Raw genomic sequence first — 22969 nt, forward strand, 5'->3', positions numbered from 1 at the left:
TCTGACGCCGGGATTTTCCGCGGGGCGTGCCTGAGAATGGGGCGGTGAACTTCCGCTCGATCTACCAGCACGGGTTCGCGCGGGTTGCCGCGTGCACCAACCACGCCGCCGTCGCCGACCCGGCCGCCAACGCCGAGGCCATCCTGCGTACCGCAAGGGAATGCTCTGATCAGGGTGTGGCCGTCGCGCTCTTCCCCGAGCTGGGGCTCAGCGGCTACTCGATCGAAGACCTGCTCATGCAGGACGCGCTGCTCGACGACGTGCTGGCCGGGCTGCGCACGGTCATGGCCGGGTCGGCCGAGCTGCTGCCCGTGCTGGTGGTCGGGGCTCCCCTGCGGCACCGCAACCGCATCTACAACTGCGCGGTCGTCGTGCACCGCGGCCGGATCCTGGGCATCGCCCCCAAGTCGTACCTGCCGAACTACCGCGAGTTCTACGAGAAGCGCCAGATCGCCGCCGGTGACGACGAGCGCGGGGGCAGCTTCACCTTCGACGGGCAACAGATCCCCTTCGGTACGGACCTGTTGTTCGACGCGACCGACGTGCCCGGCCTCGTGGTGCACGTCGAGATCTGCGAGGACATGTGGGTCCCGATCCCGCCCAGCGCCGAGGCCGCCCTGGCCGGTGCGACAGTGCTGCTCAACCTGTCGGGCAGCCCGATCACCGTGGGCCGGGCCGAGGACCGCAAGATGCTGTGCCGGTCGGCGTCATCGCGCTGCCTGGCCGCGTATGTCTACGCCGCGGCCGGCCTGGGCGAGTCCAGCACCGACCTGTCCTGGGACGGGCAGACCATGATCTATGAGAACGGGGTGCTGCTGGCCGAGTCGGAACGGTTCCCGCTGGGCGACCTGGCCTCGGTGGCCGACGTCGACCTCGACCTGCTGCGCCAGGAGAGGCTGCGGATGGGCAGCTTCGACGACAACCGGCGCACCCACGCGGCCCGCACGAGCGACTTCCGTTCCGTACGCTTCGAGCTGGCCCCGCCGACGGCCGACCTCGGCCTGCGCCGGCGGGTCGAACGCTTCCCGTTCGTGCCGGCCGACGTGGCCCGGCTCGCCCTGGACTGCTACGAGGCGTACAACATCCAGGTCGCCGGGCTGCAGCAGCGGCTCGGGGCGATCGGCAACCCCAAGGTGGTCATCGGCGTCTCGGGCGGGCTCGACTCGACCCACGCGCTGATCGTGGCCGCGCGGGCCATGGACCGGGCCGGGCGGCCCCGCAGCGACATCCTCGGGTTCACGATGCCGGGCTTCGCCACCAGTTCCGGTACGAAAGAGAATGCTCTGCGGCTGATGCGGGCGCTCGGGGTGACCGCGGCCGAGCTCGACATCACGTCCACGGCCAAGCTCATGCTGACCGAGATGGGCCACCCGTTCGCGTCGGGCCAACCCGTCTACGACGTGACGTTCGAGAACGTGCAGGCCGGGCTGCGCACCGACTACCTGTTCCGGCTGGCCAACCAGCGCGGCGGCATCGTGCTGGGCACGGGCGACCTGTCCGAGCTGGCCCTGGGCTGGTGCACGTACGGCGTCGGCGACCAGATGAGCCACTACAACGTCAACGGCGGCGTGCCGAAAACCCTGATGCAGCACCTGATCCGCTGGGTCGTCAGCGAAAAGATCTTCAGCGACGAGGTGGGGGCGGTGCTCACGGCGGTGCTCGACACCGAGATCAGCCCCGAACTCGTGCCCGGGGCCGAACTGCAATCCACGGAAGACACGATCGGCCCGTACGCGTTGCACGACTTCGCGCTGTTCCACGTGCTCCGCTACGGCATGCGCCCGACGAAGATCGGCTTCCTGGCCTGGCACGCCTGGCAGGACGCGGCGGCCGGCGCCTGGCCGCCCAACTTCCCGGAACCGAAGCGGGTCGCCTACGACCTGCCCGAGATCCGGCACTGGCTCGAACAGTTCTGCCGCCGGTTCTTCGCGTTCGCCCAGTTCAAACGCTCAGCCATGCCCAACGGCCCCAAGGTGACGGCCGGCGGCTCCCTGTCGCCGCGCGGCGACTGGCGGGCCCCCTCCGACGGCAACGCGAACGCATGGCTGCGCGACCTGGAACGCTGGGACAAGGCCGACGACGTCTGACCGGCCACGGGCGCCGCCGCCGGCTGATCGCGCGCCGGCGGAAATGTCGTAGGGGCCTGAGAGGATGCGCGGCATGGAGAAAAGGCTGAGCCGCCAGGCGGCTTCGGATGCGGTGGGCGACCACGGGTGGCGGCTCGTGCTCGGGGTCTTGAGCAGCTGGGTCGCGGTCGGCTCGTTGGCCGAGGCCGTCGAGGTCGCGTCCCGGGCGGTGGCGGCCTGCGGCCCGCAGGCCGACGGGCATCTGCGCGTCGACGTCCGGGCCGATCGGGTCGTGCTTTCGCTGCAGACGCTCGCCCTCAGCGCGGTGACCACCACCGACACCGACCTGGCCCGCGCGATCACGGCGGCCGGCCTGAAGACCGAGCCCGGGCCGGGCCTTGACGGTCAGCGGTCCGTTCAGGTGCTCGAGATCGCCATCGACGCGCTCGACATCGCCTCGGTCCGCCCGTTCTGGCAGGCGGTCCTGGGCTATGTCGACGAGCCCGGCGCCGACGACGACGGCCCGCTGATCGACCCACTCGGCCAGGGCCCGGCTCTCTGGTTCCAGCAGATGGATGCTCCGCGCCCCCAGCGCAACCGTGTGCACTTCGACGTCTCGGTCCCCCACGACGAGGCTGCCCGCCGCATCGAGGCCACCGTCGCCGCCGGCGGCCGGGTGCTGTCCGACGTCCGGGCCCCCGCGTTCTGGGTGCTGGCCGACCCCGAGGGCAACGAGGCCTGCGTGACAACCTGGCAGGCCCGCGACCCACACTGAAGCGCCGCGCCCACTCCCGCCGGGCAGGGCTGCCGCGGCAGCCGCGGGGTGGTCCGGCGGGGTGGGTTCAGGCGCCAGCGCCTCCGTCGACCGGGATGATGGCGCCGGTGACCATCGCGGCGCGGTCGCTCAGCAGCCAGGCGGCGACTTCGGCGACCTCGGTCGGGGTGGCCATGCGGCCCAGCGGGGTCGAGGCGTTGATGCGGGTCTTGATGCCGGGGGTCGCGGCCTCCCACTCCTCGATCATCTCGGTTGCTGTGCCGCCCGGCGTGATGCCGTTGACCCGGATGCCTTGCGACGCCCACGTCACCGCCGCGGTTTCGGTGATGCTGTTCAAGGCGCGCTTCATCGCGCCGTAAGCGGGCAGGGCCGGGTTGGCCCGCCGGCTGCCGATGCTCGACGTGTTGACGATCGCGCCGCCGCCGTTGGCGCGCATCAGCTCGGCTTCCGCGTTCATGGCCGTCCAGTGGGCTCGGAAGTTCACCTCGAACTGGTTGTCGATGTCCTCGTCGCTGGTGGCGTCGAGCGGCCCGGGCTGCTGGATCGCCGCGCCATTGTTGAAAGCGCCGTCGAGCCGGCCGTGCAACTCGCCGGCCTTCTGGACGGCGGTCCGGATGCCCGCCCGGTCGGCCAGATCCAGCGTCACCGCGTCGGCCACGCCCCCTTCGGCCCGGATCTCGGCGACGATCTTGCCGAGGGCCTCGGTGCTGCGGGCGGCGAGCACGACGGAGGCCCCCTCGCGGGCGAACAGGTGGGCCGCGGCGGCGCCGATGCCGCGGCTGGCTCCGGTGATGAAGATGACCTTGCCGGTCAGCATGTCTGTCATGCCGAAAGCGTGGCCGCCGAGCCGATCCTCAGACAGGCATCAGTGGTACCAGGATGCGCCCGGCTCCGGCGGGCACACTGGGGGCATGGACAAGCTGGAGCTCGGCGCTTTCCTTCGCAGCCGGCGCGAGCGGCTGCGGCCGGCCGACGCCGGCCTGCCCGCCGGCCCCCGGCGCCGCACCCCGGGGCTGCGGCGCGAAGAGGTCGCGGTGCTCGCGCACATCTCGACCGAGTACTACGTGCGCCTCGAGCAGGGCCGCGCGCCCCGGCCGTCCGGTGAGGTGCTGGCCGGCATCGCGGCCGCGCTCCGTCTGACCGGCGCCGAGTCCGATCACCTGCACCTGCTGGCCGGCACGGCGCCGGTTCGCACCGGCCTCCTTCGACGCGACGTGCGGCCGAGCATTCTGGCTCTGCTCTCCCGGCTGCCGCAGACGGCCGGGTTCGTGACGTCGGCCGCCTTCGAGGTGCTGGCCTGGAACGACCTGGCCGTCGCGCTGATGGAGGACTTCGGCGCGCTCGACCCGCCGGACCGCAACCTGGCCCGGCGGGCCTTCCTGCCGCCACCCGGGGCCCCGCTCTACGGCGTCTCCGATCTCTCCGAGTTCCGGCATCATGCCGTCATGCAGCTCCGGACCACGCTGGCCCGCTACCCGACCGACCCGTACGTGGCCGAGTTGATCGCCGATCTGCGGTCGGGCAGCTCCGACTTCGAGCGGCTGTGGGAGCGGCACGACGTCGAAGCCGCGCCCATGCTGACCAAGACGTTCCACAACCCCGTGGTGGGCCGGGTGACCGTCGACTGCGACACGATGGCGCTGACCGACCGCGACCAGCACCTGGTCCTCTACACCGCCGCGCCGGGCACCCCGGACGCCGACGCCTTGGCCTTGCTGGCCATGGCTCAGCTGAACGTGACCGCATAGATATAGACGCGCGGGTCGGCGGGCAGGGTGATCGAGCGGATCTGCTTGCCCGCGGTCAGCGGCAGGCGCGCCCCGAACAGGGCCGTCGCCGGGCCGTCGACGCCCTGGCCGGCCTTGATGCGGTGCGGCATCGAGAGCACCGCCGTGGTGCCGGAGGCGGCCGGGCCGCACCAGTCGGCCACCGTCACCGGCGTGGCGACGTAGGTGCCGTCGGTGTAGCCGATGGTGACCGAGGTGCTGATCGGGCCGTGGTGGCTGGTGAGCACCAGGTTGGCCGCCGAGCGGGACCCGGCCGGCGGCAGCAGGGTCTGGCCGGTGGCGGGCACGAGGTTCGGTCTCGGGCCGGTCGGGTCGGGGGCGTCGTACGTGATCCCGCCCCACGTGACCGGGCCGGCCGCCGGCATGCGGGCGGCGTCGTAGCTCCAGCCGCCGCCGTCGAAGTTGCCCTCGGCCGGGGCGGCGACGGTGGCCGTCCCGTCGCGGGTGCGGAACGCCGACAGATTGACCGCGCACTGGTTCGCCGCCGACGACGCCGCGCAGGTGACGGGTACGTCCGGCGCGGCCTGGTTGACCGACGGCGGTTCGGCCGCGGCCGCGGTGCCCCACGACGACGGGGTGGTGCCGAGCGTGTGGGCGATCGTGCCGCCCGAGCCGACGGCCGACCACGGCATCCAGTTGCGGGTCAGGTCGGCGTTGTTGACCCGTACGCCCTGGATGTAACGGTTTTGATCTGACGCCCCGGGCGCGGTGATCGTGAGCGTGCCGCTCTTCAGGGCCAGCACCGCCGAGGGGAACTGGGGACTGGACACGGCCAGGAAGTTCGCGCCGCTCATCGTCGGATACAGGCCCAGCGACGAGAACACGTACCAGGCACTCATCGTGCCCAGGTCGTCGTTGCCCGTCATGCCGTCGGGGCCGGTCGTGAACAGGGTCATCGCGGCCCGGACGACCGTGGCCGTCTTGGCCGGGGCGCCGGCCCAGTGGTACATGTACGGCGCGAGCAGGTCGGGCTCGTTGTTCGGGTTGTAGGTGGGCTTGGCGTAGTAGTCGTAGGGGCTGGCGATCCAGTCGGTGCGCGCGGTGCCGGCCGGGTCGGTCAGCAGCTTCGGGTACGCGAAGAAGTCGTCCAGCCGCCGCTCGGTGCTCGCGCGTCCGCCCATCAGCCGGACCAGCCCGGCCGGATCCTGCGGTACCAGCCACTGGTACTGGTAGGCGCCGCCCTCGTGGAACTGCTGGCCCGCCGCCACCGGGTCGTACGGCGTGACCCACGTGCCCGCGGTCGTGCGCGGCCGGAACTGCTTGATCGAGCTGTCCCACAGGTTGCGGTACCACTGCCCACGCCCGGCGAACAGTTGCGCGTCGGCCGTTCTACCCAGGCCGGCCGCCATCAGGGCCAGCGAGGCGTCGGCCGCCGCGTATTCGAGGGTGGCCGAGGCCGGGTGCACGCAGTCGTTGTCCCCGCCCTTGTGCACGCAGTCCCGGCCGAGCTGCAACCCGGACGGGATGTAGCCGCGGTCGTTGTAATACCTGATTCCCGTACGACCGTTGAAAGGCGAAGCCGCGGGCGGTTCGCTCAAAGCGTTGGCCCGCAACAACTCGTACGCGGAAAGTTCTTGCCCTTGCAGCAACCCCTTGGACCAGGCCTCGACGAGGAAGGGCGTCACCGGATCGCCGGTCATGATGTTGGTCTCGCTGTTGGCCAGGGCCCAGCGGGGCAGCCAGCCGCCGTCGCGGCCGATCGCGAGCACGCTGAGCGCCACGTCGCGGGCCACGTCCGGGGTGAGCAGTTCGAGCAGTTGGTTCTGCGGGCGGTACGTGTCCCAGAGCGAGAAATTCTGGTACGGCGTGTAGCCCTGGGCCTTGTGCACGACGCGATCGAAGCCGGCGTACGAGCCGTCGACGTCCCCGGCCAGGTTCGGGTGCAGCAGCGAATGGTAGAGCGCCGTGTAGAACGCCGCGCGCCGATCCGTCGTACCCCCATCGATCTTGATCTTGCCCAGGGCAGTTGCCCACTTGGCCCGCAGCGCGGCCCGGGTCGCGTCGAAGTCGTGGCCCGCGGTCTCGGCGGCCAGGTTGGCCCGGGCCCCGGCCACGCCGGTGTACGACAGCCCCACCTTCACCACGACATCCCGGTCGGATGAGGCGTTGAACCGGACGTACGCGCCGTTGCCCCCCGATCCGGCCGCGTCCCGGCTGCCGTCGGTGCGGGTGGAGCCGCGCCACGTGCCGAACGACGCGAACGGCCGGTCGAACGAGGCCGTGAAATAGACGGTGTGCCGGTCCTGTCCGGCGCAGAAGTTGCCCGCCTCGACCCGCCCCTCGATCGTCCGGTCGCCGACCACGTGGACCTCGGAGCCGAACACGGTCTGGTTGGCCTTGCCCGTGTTGAACAGCACGTTGGCCGAGCCGGTGGCCGGGAACGTGTAGCGCTGCCAGCCGGTGCGCTCGGTCGCGGTCAGTTCGGCCCGGACGCCGTACGTGGAAAGACCGACCCGGTAATAACCGGGCGAGGCCTCCTCGTCGGCGTGGCTGTAGGCCGACCGGTAGCTGTTCGGGTCGACGCTGGTGATCGTGCCCGTGGTCGGCATGATCGGCAGCTCGCCGGCGACGCCGCAGCCCACCCCGGACAGATGGGTCTGGCTGAAGCCGTAGATGGTCGACTGCTTGTAGTCGTAGCCACCCTGACCGCCGGTGTCGGGGCTGACCTGCACCATGCCGAAGGGCGCGCTGGCCCCCGGGAACGTGTTGCCGAAGTTCTCGGTGCCGACGAAGTTGCGGACGAGATCGACCGGCTCTTCAGCGGCAGCAGCGGGGGCGGCCGCGAGTCCGGCGACGAGGACAGCGCTGAGCAGCAAGTGCATGGGGAGACCTCCTGGTGACAACGTTGTCGTAATCAAGAGACGTACGTCAATGCCTTTGCACCTGATTTGCCTCTGAGAACTGCTCAAGCTCGCCCGTCCGGTCCCGATCTAGGCCCTACGACCGCCCACCTCGGGGTGGTTTCTTGGTGGACCGGAGACACGTCTGATGGCAGCCAGCACCGAAGCGCGGGCCGGTAACCGGCGACCCGCCGGGTGGTACGCGCTCTGCTCCCTGGTCGGCGCGTTCGTGGTGACGTTCGCGTTCGTGCTGAGCACCGGGGCCGGGGGCGCCGGCTTCGGCCTGGTCGTCTCCAACTTCGGCCTGTGCTTCGCCGCCCTGGCCGCCGCCGTGGCCTGCTTGTGGCGCGCCCGCCGGTTCACCGGGCGGATGCGCTGGGGCTGGGCCCTGGTCGGGCTGGGCGTGCTCAGCTGGGGTCTGGGCCAGGCCGCGGCCTGCTACATCCAGACCGTGCTGGGCCGCGAGGTGCACCTGCCGTCGCAGGCCGACATCGGCTACCTCGGCATGGTCGTGCTCACCCCGATCGGCCTGCTGGTGCTGCCGAGCCGCACCCAGGCCCTGGCCAGCCGGGTCCGCAGCGTGCTGGACGGGCTCATGGTCGCCGCCTCGCTCGTGCTGATGGCGTGGATCTTCGTGGTGCAGCCGCTGCTCGACGCCGGCCAGAGCGGCCCGCTCGCCCTCTACGTCAGCCTGGCCTACCCGCTGGGCGACGTGGTGATCGTCACGATGGTGCTGTACATGCTGGCCCAGCAACGCCGCAGCGGCCGCACCTTCAACCAGCTCTCTCTCGTCGGCGCCGGCATCGCGGCGTTCGCGGTCTCCGACATCGGGTACGCCTACCTCAACCTGCTCGGCAGCTACAGCCCGGGCGGGGTCACCGACATCGGCTGGTTCACCGGGTTCTCGCTGATCCTGGTGGCCGCGCTGATGCCGGTGCGGCGCAACCACGAGGTCGCCGAGTCGGACAGCGGGCAGCCGGTGGGCATCCTGCTGCCGTACGTGGCGGTGCTCGCGGCCCTGTTCACCTCGGTCGTCTGGTACGCCACGACCGGCCACAGCAACGGGTTCGTGGCCTACACCCGGTCCGTCCTGATCCTGCTCATCGTCGGCCGCCAGCTGCTCACGCTGCGCGAGAACCGCAACCTCACCCGTACGCTCGAGGCCCGGGTCGAGGCCCGCACGGCCGAGCTGTTCGCCAGCGAGCAGCGCTTCAAGGCGCTCGTGCAGCACAGCTCCGACGTGGTCACCGTGGTCAGCCCCGAGGCCGACGTGCTCTACCAGAGCGAGTCGGTGCAGCGGGTCTTCGGCTACCCGGCCCGCTTCCTGCACAGCCGCCGCCTGACCAAGCTGCTCGACCCCGAGTCGGGTCTGCGGCTGGCCCAGGCGCTGCGGCAGGTGGCCGGGCGGCCGTACGCCACGACCGTGCTCGAGCTGACCGTCCAGCACCGCGACGGGCGGCTGCGCCAGGCCGAGATGACCATCACCAACCTGCTCAGCGACCCCAGCGTGGCCGGCCTGGTGCTCAACACCCGCGACATCAGCGAGCGCAAGGAGCTGCAGGACCAACTGGTCCACGAGGCCTACCACGACGCGCTGACCCAGCTGGCCAACCGCGCGCTGTTCCGCGAGCGGGTCGGCGACGCCCTGCGCACCCGCCCCGAGGCCGGTGAGGTCACCGTGCTCTTCCTCGACCTCGACGGCTTCAAGGAGGTCAACGACAGCCTCGGCCACCTGGCCGGCGACCAGCTGCTCGTGCAGGTGGCCGACCGGCTGCGGGCCTCGGTGCGCGAGGGCGACGTGGTGGCCCGCTTCGGCGGCGACGAGTTCGCCGTGCTCATCGAGTCGGACCGCGGCGGCGACGACGCCGAGCAGGTCGCGCAGCGCATCATCGACGTGCTCGAGGAGCCCTTCGCCAGCGAGAGCCGCGACATCCACGTGCAGGCCAGCATCGGCCTGGCCGCGGCCGGCCTGCTCGCCGACGGCGAGGACGACGGCGCCGAGCAGCTCATGCGCAACGCCGACCTGGCCATGTACAAGGCGAAGTCGGCCGGGGGCAGCGGCTATGCGGCGTACGACCCCGAGATGCTCTCGGGTCTGGTCGCCCGGCTCGAGCTCGAAGCCGACCTGCGGGTCGCCCTCGAGCGCAACCAGCTCAAGCTGCACTACCAGCCCACGGTCGACCTCGGCAGCAGCGAGGTCATCGGCTTCGAGGCGCTGGCCCGCTGGATGCACCCGACCCGCGGCCTGATCCCGCCGGCCGAGTTCATCCCGATCGCCGAGGCCACCGGCCTGATCGTGCCGCTGGGCCGCTGGGTGCTGCGCGAGGCGTGCCGCCAGGCCGTCGAGTGGAGCCAGGCCGGCGACGGCCGCCCGGTCAAGATGGCCGTCAACGTGTCGGTCCGCCAGTTCGACCGCGCCGACCTGGTCGACGTGGTGGCCGAGATCCTGGCCGAGACCGGCATGCCGGCCGACCAGCTCTGCCTCGAGATGACCGAGAGCGTGCTGATGACCGACACCGACGACAACCTCGAGCAGCTGCTGCGGCTCAAGGCGCTCGGCGTGACGCTGGCCATCGACGACTTCGGCACCGGCTACTCGTCGCTGGCCTACCTGCGCCGCTTCCCGGTCGACACGCTCAAGATCGACCGCTCGTTCGTCGAGCGGCTGGGCGCCCTGACCGACGACACCGCGCTGGCCGACACCATCGTGCAGCTCGGCAAGAGCCTCGGCATGGCCACCGTGGCCGAAGGCATCGAGGAGTTCGGGCAGCTGGCCGCGCTCCGCGACATGGGCTGCCACTTCGCCCAGGGCTACTACTTCTCCCGCCCCGTGCCGGCCGCCGAAGCCGGGCGGCTGTTCCTCGAAGGCGCCGACCCCCGACTGGAGATCCCCGCATGACCTCGTGGCCCACCCCGCTCGCCCCCGCGACGCTCGGCGGCATCGTCGACATGCCGACGCCGTACCTGGTGACCGATCTGGACACGGTGACCGCCCGGCTCTCCTCGTTCCGGGCCGCCCTGCCCGGCGTGGCCGTGCACTACGCGATGAAGTGCAACCCGTCCGACGAGATCCTGCGCACCCTGCACGCCCAGGGCGCGCAGTTCGAGATCGCCTCGCTCGGTGAGCTGCGCCGGCTCCAGGCCATCGGCGTCGACCCGGCCGACGTGCTCTACAGCAACCCGATCAAGCCACCGGCCCACATCGCCGCCGCCCACGCGGCCGGCCTGTGGCGCTTCAGCTTCGACTCCCCCAACGAGCTGACCAAGATCGCCGAGCACGCCCCCGGCGCCGCCGTCTACGTCCGCCTCCGCGTCGACGACGAGGCCAGCGTCTTCCCCCTCAGCCGCAAATTCGGCACGGACGCCGAAGATGCCTACGACCTGCTGCTGCTCGCCCAGCGGCTCGAATTGCGGCCGTACGGTGTGACCTTCCACGTCGGATCGCAGTGCTTGCGACCCACGGCGTGGGCATCGGCCGTCGACACGGCCGGCAAGCTCATGGACCGCCTGCGCCACGACGGCATCAACCTCGAGATGCTCGACCTGGGCGGCGGCTTCCCGGCCCGCTACACCACCGATGTGCCCACCATCGAGCAGATCGGCGCGGCCACCACCGAGGCCCTGAACGCCCTGCCCTACCGCCCCGGCCTGATCGTGGCCGAGCCCGGCCGGCACCTGGTGGCCGAGTCGGGCGTCATGGCGGCCACGATCATCGGGCACGAGAGCCGCGACGAGGAGAACTGGCTCTACCTCGAGGTGGGCGCGTTCAACGGGCTCATGGAGGTGCTGCAGACGCCGGGCGGCTGGGACTTCCCTCTTTTGACTTCGAAATCCGGTGTGGAGCCAACGGTGCCCTACACCATTACCGGCCCGACCTGCGACAGCAGCGACACCATCGGCTACGGCATCATGCTGCCGGCAGGGTTGGCGACCGGCGACGTGATCTACATCGGCACCACCGGCGCCTACACCCTGGCCTACGCCTCCGACTTCAACGGCTTCGACCAGCCCACCCCGCTCTTCGTCGGGGCTGGTTCGCCCTCCTACGACGCGACTTCGGTTCGGGTGCCGCTCGCGCGCGTGGCTTCCACCCTGGGGCCGGTCGCGTGATTGATGCGCTGGCAGCACGCCGCGGACGCCGCCGGGCCGGTCCCGGCGGCATGCGGCGGGCCGGCCGGCTGCGCGAACTCGTCGTCTCCGGCGTCATCGACTCCTTCGGCATGGCCCTGGGCTGGACGTTCGTCGTCCTCATCGCCACCGCCCGCGGCGGCCTGGCCGAGGCCGCCCTGTACAACGCGGCGATGCTGGTCGGCGTGGTGCTGTCGGCCCCCGTCACAGGCTGGCTGGCCCGCCACCTCGACGGCCGCACCCTGCTGCGCGGAGCCGCCGGGATCGAGGTGCTGCTGCGCTTCGGCACCCTGTACGGCCTGATCGCGGGCTGGCCCTCCTGGCTGATCGCCCTGCTGGTCCTGCTGCAACACGTGGCAGCATGGGCGGGCTTCGCCGGCATGCGCGCCGAGGTGTCGGCGGTGGACGCTTCGCCCCGCTCGATGACCCGCTATGCGGTAGCCATCGCCGGCGTGGAGGCGGCCGGCACGGCGATCGCGGCCCTGCTGCCGACCGGCACCCTCGGGTATCCGACGGGGTGGCTGCTGGTCGCGGTGTTCGTGGTCTATCTGGGCTCGCTGCTGCCCACGGTGCTGATCGCGCGGCGCGCCCGGATCACGCCCAACCCGGCGCCGTCCCGCTTCCCCGCTCCGGCCCACGCCGGCGCCCTCTCCGCCGCGGCCCGCACCACCACACCTGGCCTGCCGGCCGCCGCGCTCCCTGTCCCCGGCACTGATTCTTTGGCCGCGGCCGTCTCCCCTGCTGCTGGGTTCTCCGCTGCTGGGTTCTCCGCTGCTGGCGCTGCTTCTACGGCGTCTGGTGCTGAATTTTATTCTGCGGCCGGCGCTGCTTCCGCGTCTGGGTCTGCTGACGCTGACCGTGGTGGCACGGTGCCGCCCCGCTGGCGGCACGCGGCCAGCTCGCCCGCACCCAACGGCGCGTGGCGCCTCCCCCAGCCCCGCATGCTGGTAGCCGGAGCCGGAGTCATGGTTTTGGCCTCCGGCCCGACCCTGCTCGCCGTACCGGTAGTAGCCGAACTCCACGGCCACAACTGGGTGGCCGTCTCCGCGATTGCCTTCTGCGTGGGCACCCTGCTCGCCACCCGCGCGGTAGCCGCCCTGAGCCGCCTACGCCTCCCCGCCGTACTCCGCTGGTGCCTGTGGGGCCTGGGCATGCTGGCCGGCTGGATCCTGGCCCCCGTCTACGCCCCCATGGTCCTGGTAGCCCAGTTCGCCGCCGGCCTGAGCCAAACCGCCTTCGAAGGCGACATGGACGCCCGGGTAGCCGCCGAAGCCAAACCAGAATCGGTGACCCGGGACCTGGCCTACAGCGCCTCGGTCCGCGCCATGGGCGGCGCCCTCTCCGTACGCCTGCTACCCATGGTCGTAGCCACCCCCGCCATCGGCGTCGCCGCCAGCGCCTCAGCCCTGATCCTGGGCATAGTCACCCTGATCCTCTGGGCCGGCCTGTCCACAGCCCCCCACCTGTTCCGCCGCCCCGCCCACTCCTGACCACCCACCCCTGTGGACAACCCGCCTCCCCGCCGCCCCACCCCGATAAACTGGACCAGGGTCAGCCCCCAAGGGTGGGCGGGGTATGGCCGGTCGGCCGGCGCACATTCCCGGGTGCGGCCGCGCCGCTGACCTACTTGTCCTGCGCGGTTCCCCGAGCGGCGCTTTCTACCTCTGGACGGGCGTCCGAGTGGTGGACGGGGCCCTCGCGTACACCAAGCATCGGGTCGCGGCAGGCGAAGTCGGCAACACGCTGCGGTGCGGCCGCTCGGCTGAAAATCGGTTGACCGACCTGTACGAAGGTCAGGAGCATGGCGGCATGACAACTGCGTGTGGCATCGCTTCGTTCGTCCGGTGCCCTGTGGCCTCTGCGGGCTGATGACCCCTTAGCAGCAGCGAACCACCCCGGCGCCGGGTCGGCTTTTCGATCCCGGAGTGATCGCGCATGTCTTCGTATCGTCTCTATCTGCTCGTGTGCGGGGTCGGCGCGTTCGCGTCGACCACCGCTTTCACACTCAATCTCATCTATCAGGCGACCGTCGTCGGGCTGTCGCCGCTTCAGCTCGTGCTCGTGGGCACGGTCATGGAGGCCGTCTGCTTCGTCGCCCAGGTGCCGACGGGGGTGATCGCCGACCGGTACAGCCGCCGCCTCAGTGTCATTGTCGGCTACCTGTTGATGGGCGTCGGTCTGGTCGTCTGGGGGCTCGTGCCGGCGTACGGCGCGATTCTGGCCGGCACCGTCATCTGGTCGATCGGGGTGGTCTGCGTCGACGGGGCCGAGCAGGCCTGGGCCGCCGACGAGATCAACCAAGATCAAGTGACCAGTGCTTTCGTACGGGGTGGGCAGATCTATCAGGGCGGCAGCCTGCTCGGCATCGTCGCCGCGGTCGGGCTCACGGCGATCACGCCGGCCCTGCCCATTGTGGTCGGCGGGATCGTCACGCTGGCTCTCGGCGTACTGCTGATGATCTTCATGACCGAGAACAACTGGAGCCCGGCGCCGATCGGCTCGTGGCGATCGATGCACCGCCAAGTGGCGGACGGGGTGCGGGCCGTGCGGCACAGCGCCGTGCTGGCCGGCATCGTCGGGGCCACGCTGTTCGCGGGCATGAGCAGCGAGGGGTTCGACCGGCTCAGTCAACCCTTCCTGCTGCCGCATATCGGCGATCATCCGGTCGAGCTGGTCTTCGGGGGCCTCGCGATGATCGCCGCGCTCGGCTCGATCGTGGTCACCGGCATGGCCGGCCAGTGGATCGACGTCGTCCGCCCGCAGCGGGTCGGCCGGGTGCTGGCCGTCATCCAGGCGCTCACGGCGATCGGCATGATCAGCCTCGGCTGGGCCGGTCACTGGTGGGCGGCGGTCGGCCTCTATCTGGGCGTACGGCTGTTGCGCGACACGGCCGAGCCGGTGCTCAACGTCTGGCTCGTCTCGGCCACCGCGCCCCAGTCCCGGGCCACCGTCTTCTCGATCGTGTCGCAGGCCGACGCGCTCGGCCAGATCGCCGGCGGCCCACCCGCCGGGCTCGTGGCCCAGCGACGGGCGATCGGCGCCGGCATCTCGGTGGCAGGCCTGTTCGTACTGCCCGCGGTGGCCCTGTTCGCCCTGGCCGCAAAGCGCTCATCACAACCCGACCAGGCCATGACGTCGTAAGAAGCCACCCCGCTCAGGCTGCGACGGCGAACCTGGCCGCCGCGGCCGTGGCGGTGTGGGTGGTCGGCTGATCAGTCCGGCCGGCGGAGCAGGTAAGTGTCCATGATCCAGCCGTGTTGTTCGCGGGCGTCGGCGCGGGTGCGCAGGATTTCGTCGGCGACCTCGGACACCCGGCCCGAGCGCAGGATCTCGTCGGGCGTGCCCACGTAGGCGCCCCAGAAGATGTCGACGTCGGGGTGCGCGGTGAACGCCTGCTGGGCGTCGAGCATGACCACCACGTCGTCGACGCCCGCGGGCCACCCCTCGGCGAGCCGGCGGCCGGTCGTCACCTGGTACGGCCGGCCGACCCGGTTCAGCGGCACCCGGTGCTTCGCCGCGAGCGCCGACACGCTGCTGATGCCGGGGATCACCTCGTACTCGAACTCGATCGCGCCCCGGGCCAGCACCTCGTCGAGGATGGCGATCGACGAGTCGTACAGGGAAGGATCTCCCCACACCAGGAAGGAGCCCGTCTCGTCCTCGCGCAGATGCTCGACCAGCATCTCTTCCATGACCAGGGCCCGGCGGTGCCGCCAGTCCTCGACCGTGCCCTGGTAGTCGGCCGGCGTGCGGTCGCGATCGGGGTCACGGCCGGTGACCATGCGGCGGGTCGGCTTGGAGTAGCCGCGAATGATCCGCTCCCGCAGATCGATCATGCTCTGCTTGAGCTCACCCTTGTCGAGCAGGAAGAACACATCGGTACGCCCGATGGCCTTGGCCGCCTGCAGGGTGAGATGGTCCGGGTCGCCCGCGCCGATCCCGATCAAACTGATCTTCCGCACCCGCACCAGTGTGCCCGAAGCCCGCGACCCCCACGCCCACCCGGGTCACCTTCGTGATCCACACCCGGGAACCGACGCCGGTGGGCCTCAGTCATCCGCACGTCAGTCGGCGACGTGGGCGGTGTTGTCGATCCAGTGCTGGGCGAGGTCGGCGTTGCCGGTCACGTCGACGCCGGCGAGCGGCAGCCGCCGGGTCAGGGTCAGCAGCAGCGTCGCGGCCGGGCCGGTCACTGTCACGTCGGCCGGGCGGGTTCCGGGCTGCCAGGTCGCGCCGTCCGGCTGCCGCTCGACGAACCAGCCGTCCGGGCTGTCGGTCGGGGCGAACTGCAGGGTCTGCCCGGCGCCGCGCAACGCGTCGGCGGACTCGGATCGCAGCATCCGCCACGTGGGCGAGGTCAGCATCGCGAAGTGGTTGCTGATGAGCGCGGCGGCAACGTCGGCGTCGACCTCGGTCGTGCGGCCTGCGGCGTTGTCGGCGTCGGCCCCGTGGACGACCGACTCGTTGAGAACGCCGGCCATCCAGAACTGCGTCCCGGTCCGCCCGTCACCTGCGGCGTTGAACACCGGCGCATCCATCGCGTCATCCGAGCAGGCATCGGCCGCCCGTTGCGCGGACTTCGACAGCCACCCTGTCCATTCGCCGGGATCGGCGGGGAGAACCGCCATCTCGGTCGGCAATTGGGTGGGGTCGGTGATGCGCCGCTCGATGATCTCGGCCACCCAGTTCTGGGTCTGCCCCACGTGCTCGACCAGTTCGGCCACGGTCCACTCCGGTGCCGTCGGCACCGCAGCGGCCGGTCCCGCGGCGACGGCGGCCTCGGCCAGACGCCGCGTGTGTTCGACGATCGCCCGCCGGGCGCGGTCCGCGTTCAACTCAGTCATGAGATCCGCCCCTTCGTGTTTTCGGTATGCCCTGCAGACTCATCAAATCGCCCGAACTCATCGGCCGCCCCGGTCTGAGCGCGCGCGGCCTGGCCCCCGCGGTGACGACCGCATGCTGAGTCCCACGGCGGCGACAGGCAGTTGAAGCTCGGCATGACACCCGGCAGCCGATCCTCCGCGCGGCACTCCCGAGAGCGGGACTCGCACAGAAGCCGGACTCGCGCGGAAGCGGGACTCACGCGGAAGCCGGACTCGCGGGCCGCCACCGCTCGGATCTGGATTGCGCCGCTGGCACTCAAACCCTTGTCGAGCGCGCGGGAGCGGGCCGGGCAGGTGGGGTCGGCCGAACGGCTTCCAGCGTGTGGAAGCAAGCCGCAGGGCAGGCGGAGTCGGCCGAACGGCCTCCAGCGTGTGGAAGCAAGCCGCAGAGCAGGCGGGGTCGGCCGAACGGCCTCCAGCGTGTGGGAGTAGCCGCAGAGCAGGCGGCGTCGGTCGACTTTCTAGTCGGGGAGGATCGGGACGGAGGGGCCCAGGTCGCGGCCGATGGTGGCGGCGCGGGTCAGGGACGTGGAGCCGAAGCGGTCGCGGACGGCGTCGACGGCCACGTCCAGGCGGTCGTCGTCGGCCTCGTCGAACAACGACGGCTGGACGTGGCCGTCGCCGTCGAGGTTGCTCACGGCCACGCCGATCAGGGTCAGGCCGCGTTCGGTGATCAGTGGCTCGGCCTCGTGCAGCAGGGCCCGGGCCGTGGCCTGGATCGCGCGGGTCTGCATCGTCGCCTTGAGCAGCGAGCGCGACCGGGTCGCGCGGCTGAAGTCGTCGAAGCGGAAGCGCACCGTCACCGTGCGCCCGGCCCGGTGGGCGCTGCGCATGCGGCGGGACACGCGGTCGACCAGCGCGTCCAGCGTGGCCTCGATCTCGGCCGAAGGGCGCGGCCGGCGACCCAGAGCACACTGCGCACCGATCGAGCCGCGCCGGTGCCCCACCCGTACGCGCCGGGGGTCCCGGTTCTGCGAGAGCGCATGCAGGTGGCGGCCGGCCCCGGAGCCCAGCATGGAGACCAGCGCCGCCTCGCCGATGCGGGCCACGTCGGCCACCGTCGTGATCCGGTGTTCGCGCAGCTTGGCCGAGGTGACCGGGCCGACGCCCCACAACCGCTCGACCGGCAGCGGGTGCAGGAAGGCCAGCTCGCCGCCGGCCGGAACCTCGAGCAACCCGTCCGGCTTGCCCACGGCGCTGGCCACCTTGGCCAGGAACTTCGTGCCGGCAATGCCGACCGTGATGGGCAGGCCGACCCGGGACCGCACCTCGGACCGCAGGCGGGCCGCGATCTCGCGCGGGGTGCCGCTGACCCGCAGCAGACCGCCGACGTCGAGGAACGCCTCGTCGATGGAGATGCCCTCGACCAGCGGGGTGGTGTCGCGGAAGATCTCGAAGACGGCCTTGCTGGCCGTCGAGTACGCCTTCATGCGCGGCGGCACCACGATCGCCCGCGGGCACAGCGCCTTGGCCTGGCTGATGCCCATCGGGGTGCGGACGCCAAGGGCCTTGGCCTCGTAGCTGGCGGCCAGCACGACCCCACCCCCGACCAGCACCGGACGACCACGCAGGGCGGGGTCGTCACGCTGCTCGACCGACGCGTAGAACGCGTCGAGGTCGGCGTGCAGGATCACCACGGCGACACTATAGAACATTTGTTCGAAAACCAGAATGGTCGCCATGACACGACCACCCCTGGCCGAGCAGTACGACCTGTCACCTCACCCCGAGGGTGGGTGGTTCCGCGAGACGTACCGTTCGGAGACGACGCTCGCGGCGCACGGTGGCACCCGCGCCGCTGCCACCGGCATCTACTTCCTGTTGCACCCGGGCGAGAAGTCGGCCTGGCACGTCGTACGGTCGGACGAACTGTGGTTCTGGCACGGCGGGGGCCGGTTGACGCTGCGCTTCGGCGGTGACGGTGAGCACCCGGTCGAGGAGAGGACCGTCACGCTCGGTGTCGGCGAGGGCGATCACCCGCAGGTGCTGATCCCGGCCGGCGTGTGGCAGGCAGCGGAGCCCGCCGACGAGGAATACGTGCTGGTCAGCTGTGTTGTCGCGCCCGGCTTCGACTTCGCTGACTTCCGCCTCGAGGACAACGGATCGTAACGAACAATTTGCCCGGATCGTGACGCCGGTCATGTCCTGAAGGGAATTCGAGGACCACAATCTCCGTTGGTCAGAAGCGGCCCCGGGCCTACCCCGTCCGGGCCGAAGCAACGGAGGAAACCACCATGTCGCCTCACGGCGCGACGGTTCGGGAGCTCGACCAGCTCACCTGCCGCGTGTTCGACAGCACCCGCAGTTCCGGGGCGCGCCTCGCCGCGTACCGGATCGACGGGACCTTCTACGTCGACATCGACCTGCCGGGAATCGACAAGGCCGGAATCGACATCTCGGTGGCCGACGGCGTCCTGACCGTCCGCGCGGAGCGCCGTGCGGATGCGGTCGAGGCCGGCGCTCCGGCCGCGGGCCCGGTGACCCGCGAGGTCGACCTGAGCGAGGCCGAGTCGCTGGACACCGACCGCCTCGAGGCCCGGTGTGACAACGGAGTGGTCACCCTGCACATTCCGGTCGTCCACGAGCCCCGGACGAGCGAATTGGCAGCAGCCGCCGCCTGAAATGAGAAAAGCCGCGCCCGAGGCGCGGCTTTTTCAATGAACGAACTGCACCCAGTTCAGGTTGACGAACTCATTGCCGTCGTCCCGGACGAAGACCAGATAGACCGTGTGTTCGCCGGTCGTGGGCTCGATGTCCACCTGGTCGGTGCGCCACTTCTGCCACCCACCCGTACGCGTGACGTTGAGCGTGCCGATGGCCGCCCCGTCGGCGCTGTCGAGCCTGATCTCCATCCGCCCGCGCTCGGCATCCGACGCCACCCGCACGTCGAGCTTGGTCGCCGGCACCGCCCCGAAGTCGACGTCGTCGAAGCGCAACTGGTCGCCATTGGCGATCCAGCCGACGTTCTGGCCGCCGTCCTCGTCCTCGGTCGGCTGCGCCTCGATGCCCACCAGCGCCGCCTCCTCGGCCTCGAGCCGCGGATAGACCGTCGGCGAAGGCGGCGGGGACGACGAAGGCGCCGATGAGAAAGACGGCGACGGCGACGGCAGAGGTGCCGCCACGACCGCGGGCGTGTCCTGCCAGCGGCCGAGGCCGTAGCCGACCAGAACCAGGCCGAGCCCGGCCAGCGCGATCAACGAGCGCTGCCGGACCCGGTGGGTCTTGGTGCGATAGACGGACGGGCTGGGCGGCGGAACCAAGGTCAGGCCGTCTCGGCCAGGATCGACTCGGCCGGCGGCTCGGCGAAGTGGCAGGCCACCCGCTGGGCCGGGGCCCGCTCGATCAGCGCCGGGTCGTCGGTGGCGCAGATGTCCTGAGCCTTCCAGCACCGGGTGCGGAAGCGGCAGCCCGACGGCGGGTCGACCGGGCTCGGCACGTCGCCGACCAGGCGGATCCGGTTCTTCGGGGGCACGCCGCGGACCACCCCGATGTCCGGGACGGCCGAGAGCAGCGCCTGCGTGTACGGGTGCTGCGGCTTCTCGTACAGGGAGTCACGCGGACCCTCCTCGACCACCCGGCCGAGGTACATGACGGCGATCCGGTCGCAGAAGTGCCGCACCACGCCGAGGTCGTGCGCGATGAACACGAACGCGATGCCGAGCTCTTTGCGCAGGCTCTCGAGCAGGTTCATGACCTGGGCCTGGATCGACACGTCGAGCGCCGACACCGGCTCGTCGGCCACGATGATCTTCGGACGGGCCGCGAGCGCGCGGGCGATGCCGATGCGCTGCCGCTGACCGCCGGAGAACTCGTGCGGGTACCGGTTGTAGTGCTCGGGGTTGAGGCCGACGACCTCGAGCAGCTCCTGCACCCGGGACAGCTCGCCGCTCTTGGCCACCATGCCGTGCGTACGCAGAGCCGTGCCCACGATCGTGCCGACCGTGTGCCGCGGGTTGAGCGACGAGTACGGGTCCTGGAAGATCAGCTGGATCTCGCGGCGGTACGGGCGCAGCTTGCGCTCGGACATGTGCGCGATGTCCACGCCCTGGTAGCGGATCTGGCCGGCGGTGGGCTCGAGCAGCCGCGTGATCAGGCGCGCGGTCGTCGACTTGCCACAGCCGGACTCGCCGACCAGGCCGAGCGTCTCGCCCGGCTGCACGGTCAGGTCGACCCCGTCGACGGCCTGGACCCACTGGGTCTTACGGGCGAGAAGACCCTCGCCCTTGGCCTTGAAGTGCATCTTGACGTTCTCGAGCTCGAGCAGCGGGGCCCCGGGGACCGAACGGACGCCGGACTTCGCGGGGGTGGTGGCAGCGGTCATCGTCGTGGTCCTTATGGCAGCCGGGGCAGAACTTCGGTCGCGAAGACCTTGTCGGGTTCCTTCAGGTGGCACCGCGAGGTGCGGCCCTGATCAGCCGTCCGCGGGACGAGTTCGGGGCGCAGGGTCGTGCACCAGTCGTCCGGCACCCGGTCCTTGAACTCGCAGCGCGGGTGGAACGGGCAGCCCGACGGCACGGCCAGCAGGCTGGGCGGCGAGCCGGGGATCGGGTGCAGCGGCTGCGGTTCGCCGGTGAGCGCCGGGATGCTTTCGAGCAGACCCCAGGCGTACGGGTGCAGGGGCTCGCCCAGGATCTTGTTGACCGGGCCGTGCTCGACGGCCGTGCCCGCGTACATGACCAGGATGTCGTCGGCGATCTCGGCCACCACGCCCAAGTCGTGGGTGATGAAGACGACGGCCGAGCCGAAGTCGCGCTGCAGGTCGGCGATCAGGTCGAGGATCTGGGCCTGCACGGTCACGTCGAGGGCCGTGGTGGGCTCGTCGGCGATCAGCAGCTTGGGGTCGTTGACCAGGGCCATCGCGATCATCGCGCGCTGCCGCATGCCGCCCGAGAACTCGTGCGGGTACTGGTCGACGCGCCGCTTCGGGTTCGGGATGCCGACCCGGTTGAGCATGTCGATCGCGCGTTCCTTGGCCGCCCGCTTGCTCACGTTGTTGTGGGCCCGGTACGACTCCATGATCTGGTCGCCGACCGTGAAGTACGGGTGCAGCGACGACTGCGGGTCCTGGAAGATCATCGCGGCGTCGCCACCGCGGAAGCCCTCGAGGTCCTTGTCGCTCATGTTGACGATCTCGCGGCCGCCGACCTTGATCGAGCCGGTGATCCGGGCGACCCGGCGGTCGTGCAGGCCCAGGACGGCCATGCTGGACACGCTTTTGCCCGAGCCCGACTCGCCCACGATGGCCAGGGTGCGGCGCAGCGGGACCGAGTAGCTGAGGCCCTGCACGGCCCGGACCAGGCCGTCGGCCGTCGGGAACTGCACCTGCAGATCGGTGACCTCGAGGTAGGCCTCTTCGCCGGCCGCCGATTCGCGGGGCACGCGGGAGACGGTGGTCGGGGCCCCGGGGGTCTGGTCGCTCATGCTGCCGCCTTCGTGCTGCGGGGAGTGGGTAGCGGGTGACGGACCGGGATCATCCGAGCCGGACCCGCGGGTCGAGGAATGTGTAGACGATGTCCACGACCAGGTTCATCACAACAAGTAGTACCGAACCGATGAGCACGCCGCCCATGAGCACCGGGAGGTCGTACTGCCCGAACGCCCGCAGGGCGAGCTGGCCGAGGCCGGGCAGGTTGAAGATGCTCTCGGTGAAGATCGCGCCGGTGAGCTGGAACGCGAGGTCGATGCCGAAGATGGTGACGACCGGGGTCAGGCCGGCCCGCAGGCCGTGGCGGTAGACGACACGCCGGCGGCTGATGCCCTTGGACGTCGCCGTGCGGACGAAGTCCTGGCCGAGCGCCTCGATCATCGAGGCCCGCGAATATCGGGTGTACGACGCCGCGTTCGTCACCCCGACCGTCAGCCAGGCCGCGAGCAGACCGCTGGCCCAGAGGAACGGATTCTCGGTGATCGGATGATAACCGGAGTCGGGTAGGAAGGTGGCGTAGAGGGCGATCAGCAGGGCGAAGACGAAGTACGGGATGGCCTGGACGACCAGTGTCGTGCCGACCACGAAACGGTCGAGCGACGTTCCCCGCACCTGGGCCGCGATCGTGCCGGCCAGAACACCGACGAGGAGGTAGACGACCGCGCCGCCGAGGACGATGGAGACGGTCACCGGCAGGGCGGCGCCGATCAGCTTGGTGACCGGCTGGCCGAGCGTGTACGAGTAGCCGAGGCAGGGCGCCGCGCACTCGCGGACGACGCCACCGGTGGAGTACTCACGCCCGACGACGATGCCCTTCATGTAGAGCAGGATCTGCTCGGCCTTGGGCTGGTCGAGGCCGAGGCTGGCCTCGATGTCGGCGACCCGCTCGGGCGTGCAGCGGGGGCCGCAGATCACGCCGGCCGGGTCGGTCGGGGCGAAGAAGAACAGCGCGAAGCTGGCCACCAGCGTCACGATCACGACGGAGATCGCGCTCAGGACGCGTTTCAGGATGTACAGCAGCACCGCTGGCTCCTCTTTCATCACGGCGCCGGGGATGGTTCCCGG

18 protein-coding genes are annotated in these 22969 nt (G+C 70.8%); 9 read left to right on the top strand and 9 right to left on the bottom strand.

Going from position 1 to position 22969, the window contains the following annotated elements; all coding sequences use genetic code 11:
* The first annotated feature begins 44 nt into the window (after positions 1 to 44).
* Positions 45 to 2087 carry an NAD(+) synthase gene (locus M1L60_RS08610; RefSeq protein ID WP_253236794.1) on the top strand — a complete coding sequence of 681 codons (2043 nt, stop codon included), beginning with the start codon at positions 45 to 47 and terminating at the stop codon, positions 2085 to 2087.
* 73 nt (positions 2088 to 2160) lie between these two features.
* Entirely contained in the window at positions 2161 to 2841 is a 681-nt protein-coding gene (locus M1L60_RS08615; RefSeq protein WP_253236795.1) for a 4a-hydroxytetrahydrobiopterin dehydratase family protein, read from the top strand.
* A 67-nt stretch (positions 2842 to 2908) separates the two neighbouring features.
* Here the strand turns inward: M1L60_RS08615 and M1L60_RS08620 are convergent, their stop codons facing one another.
* Positions 2909 to 3667 (bottom strand): SDR family NAD(P)-dependent oxidoreductase, encoded by a 759-nt coding sequence (locus M1L60_RS08620; protein WP_253236796.1) that lies wholly within the window; start codon positions 3665 to 3667, stop codon positions 2909 to 2911.
* 85 nt (positions 3668 to 3752) lie between these two features.
* On the opposite strand from M1L60_RS08620, the gene M1L60_RS08625 reads away from it, so the two are divergent.
* Entirely contained in the window at positions 3753 to 4589 is an 837-nt protein-coding gene (locus M1L60_RS08625) for a helix-turn-helix transcriptional regulator (RefSeq protein ID WP_253236797.1), read from the top strand.
* Here the strand turns inward: M1L60_RS08625 and M1L60_RS08630 are convergent.
* On the bottom strand, positions 4568 to 7450 hold the full coding sequence (locus M1L60_RS08630; protein ID WP_253236798.1) for a GH92 family glycosyl hydrolase: 2883 nt from the start codon (positions 7448 to 7450) through the stop codon (positions 4568 to 4570). The two genes, M1L60_RS08625 and M1L60_RS08630, sit on opposite strands and share 22 nt — an antisense overlap.
* 166 nt (positions 7451 to 7616) lie before the next feature.
* Here M1L60_RS08630 and M1L60_RS08635 point away from each other — a divergent pair, with 166 nt between their 5' ends.
* The 4 genes from M1L60_RS08635 to M1L60_RS08650 all read left to right on the top strand — a co-directional run bounded on the left by M1L60_RS08635 (position 7617) and on the right by M1L60_RS08650 (position 14737).
* Entirely contained in the window at positions 7617 to 10367 is a 2751-nt protein-coding gene (locus M1L60_RS08635; protein ID WP_253236799.1) for a putative bifunctional diguanylate cyclase/phosphodiesterase, read from the top strand.
* Positions 10364 to 11578, top strand: coding sequence for a type III PLP-dependent enzyme (locus M1L60_RS08640; RefSeq protein WP_253236800.1), 1215 nt, complete (start codon positions 10364 to 10366; stop codon positions 11576 to 11578). The genes M1L60_RS08635 and M1L60_RS08640 overlap by 4 nt, the downstream gene beginning before the upstream one ends.
* Positions 11575 to 13086 (top strand): hypothetical protein, encoded by a 1512-nt coding sequence (locus M1L60_RS08645; RefSeq protein ID WP_253236801.1) that lies wholly within the window; start codon positions 11575 to 11577, stop codon positions 13084 to 13086. The genes M1L60_RS08640 and M1L60_RS08645 overlap by 4 nt, the downstream gene beginning before the upstream one ends.
* 445 nt (positions 13087 to 13531) lie before the next feature.
* Positions 13532 to 14737 (top strand): MFS transporter, encoded by a 1206-nt coding sequence (locus M1L60_RS08650; RefSeq protein WP_253236802.1) that lies wholly within the window; start codon positions 13532 to 13534, stop codon positions 14735 to 14737.
* Positions 14738 to 14808: 71 nt separating this feature from the next.
* Here M1L60_RS08650 and cobF read toward each other — a convergent pair whose 3' ends face one another.
* The 3 genes from cobF to dinB form a co-directional block, all read right to left on the bottom strand.
* Entirely contained in the window at positions 14809 to 15558 is a 750-nt protein-coding gene (gene cobF / locus M1L60_RS08655) for a precorrin-6A synthase (deacetylating) (RefSeq protein ID WP_253236803.1), read from the bottom strand.
* 102 nt (positions 15559 to 15660) lie between these two features.
* Positions 15661 to 16440 (bottom strand): maleylpyruvate isomerase family mycothiol-dependent enzyme, encoded by a 780-nt coding sequence (locus M1L60_RS08660; RefSeq protein WP_253236804.1) that lies wholly within the window; start codon positions 16438 to 16440, stop codon positions 15661 to 15663.
* Positions 16441 to 16940: 500 nt separating this feature from the next.
* Complete coding sequence (gene dinB, locus M1L60_RS08665; protein ID WP_256516196.1) at positions 16941 to 18134, bottom strand: DNA polymerase IV; 1194 nt, start codon at positions 18132 to 18134, stop codon at positions 16941 to 16943.
* Positions 18135 to 18150: 16 nt separating this feature from the next.
* Here dinB and M1L60_RS08670 point away from each other — a divergent pair, with 16 nt between their 5' ends.
* Both M1L60_RS08670 and M1L60_RS08675 read left to right on the top strand, forming a co-directional pair.
* Positions 18151 to 18588 carry a cupin domain-containing protein gene (locus M1L60_RS08670; RefSeq protein WP_438862084.1) on the top strand — a complete coding sequence of 146 codons (438 nt, stop codon included), beginning with the start codon at positions 18151 to 18153 and terminating at the stop codon, positions 18586 to 18588.
* Between the two features lie 125 nt (positions 18589 to 18713).
* Positions 18714 to 19100 (top strand): Hsp20/alpha crystallin family protein, encoded by a 387-nt coding sequence (locus M1L60_RS08675; protein ID WP_253236806.1) that lies wholly within the window; start codon positions 18714 to 18716, stop codon positions 19098 to 19100.
* A 33-nt stretch (positions 19101 to 19133) separates the two neighbouring features.
* Here M1L60_RS08675 and M1L60_RS08680 read toward each other — a convergent pair whose 3' ends face one another.
* The 4 genes from M1L60_RS08680 to M1L60_RS08695 are packed head-to-tail and all read right to left on the bottom strand — an operon-like array spanning position 19134 to position 22927.
* Positions 19134 to 19739, bottom strand: a complete 606-nt coding sequence (locus M1L60_RS08680) for a carbohydrate-binding protein (protein ID WP_253236807.1) — start codon at positions 19737 to 19739, stop codon at positions 19134 to 19136.
* A 2-nt stretch (positions 19740 to 19741) separates the two neighbouring features.
* Complete coding sequence (locus M1L60_RS08685) at positions 19742 to 20800, bottom strand: ABC transporter ATP-binding protein (protein ID WP_253236808.1); 1059 nt, start codon at positions 20798 to 20800, stop codon at positions 19742 to 19744.
* 11 nt (positions 20801 to 20811) lie between these two features.
* The gene (locus M1L60_RS08690; protein ID WP_253236809.1) at positions 20812 to 21900 is read right to left on the bottom strand and encodes an ABC transporter ATP-binding protein; all 1089 of its coding nucleotides are present in this window, start codon (positions 21898 to 21900) and stop codon (positions 20812 to 20814) included.
* A gap of 49 nt (positions 21901 to 21949) precedes the next feature.
* Complete coding sequence (locus tag M1L60_RS08695) at positions 21950 to 22927, bottom strand: ABC transporter permease (RefSeq protein WP_253236810.1); 978 nt, start codon at positions 22925 to 22927, stop codon at positions 21950 to 21952.
* Between the last annotated feature and the right edge of the window lie 42 nt (positions 22928 to 22969).

It is taken from the genome of Paractinoplanes aksuensis (assembly GCF_024137025.1).
GTDB lineage: Bacteria > Actinomycetota > Actinomycetes > Mycobacteriales > Micromonosporaceae > Actinoplanes > Actinoplanes aksuensis.

Coding starts and splice junctions, on each gene's coding strand:
- M1L60_RS08675 (WP_253236806.1), top strand. CDS start 18,714: ATGTCGCCTCACGGCGCGACGGTTCGGGAGCTCGACCAGCTCACCTGC.
- M1L60_RS08630 (WP_253236798.1), bottom strand. CDS start 7,450: ATGCACTTGCTGCTCAGCGCTGTCCTCGTCGCCGGACTCGCGGCCGCC.
- M1L60_RS08660 (WP_253236804.1), bottom strand. CDS start 16,440: ATGACTGAGTTGAACGCGGACCGCGCCCGGCGGGCGATCGTCGAACAC.
- M1L60_RS08685 (WP_253236808.1), bottom strand. CDS start 20,800: ATGACCGCTGCCACCACCCCCGCGAAGTCCGGCGTCCGTTCGGTCCCC.
- M1L60_RS08650 (WP_253236802.1), top strand. CDS start 13,532: ATGTCTTCGTATCGTCTCTATCTGCTCGTGTGCGGGGTCGGCGCGTTC.
- M1L60_RS08635 (WP_253236799.1), top strand. CDS start 7,617: ATGGCAGCCAGCACCGAAGCGCGGGCCGGTAACCGGCGACCCGCCGGG.
- M1L60_RS08615 (WP_253236795.1), top strand. CDS start 2,161: ATGGAGAAAAGGCTGAGCCGCCAGGCGGCTTCGGATGCGGTGGGCGAC.
- M1L60_RS08620 (WP_253236796.1), bottom strand. CDS start 3,667: ATGACAGACATGCTGACCGGCAAGGTCATCTTCATCACCGGAGCCAGC.
- M1L60_RS08640 (WP_253236800.1), top strand. CDS start 10,364: ATGACCTCGTGGCCCACCCCGCTCGCCCCCGCGACGCTCGGCGGCATC.
- dinB (WP_256516196.1), bottom strand. CDS start 18,134: ATGTTCTATAGTGTCGCCGTGGTGATCCTGCACGCCGACCTCGACGCG.
- M1L60_RS08690 (WP_253236809.1), bottom strand. CDS start 21,900: ATGAGCGACCAGACCCCCGGGGCCCCGACCACCGTCTCCCGCGTGCCC.
- M1L60_RS08625 (WP_253236797.1), top strand. CDS start 3,753: ATGGACAAGCTGGAGCTCGGCGCTTTCCTTCGCAGCCGGCGCGAGCGG.
- M1L60_RS08670 (WP_438862084.1), top strand. CDS start 18,151: ATGGTCGCCATGACACGACCACCCCTGGCCGAGCAGTACGACCTGTCA.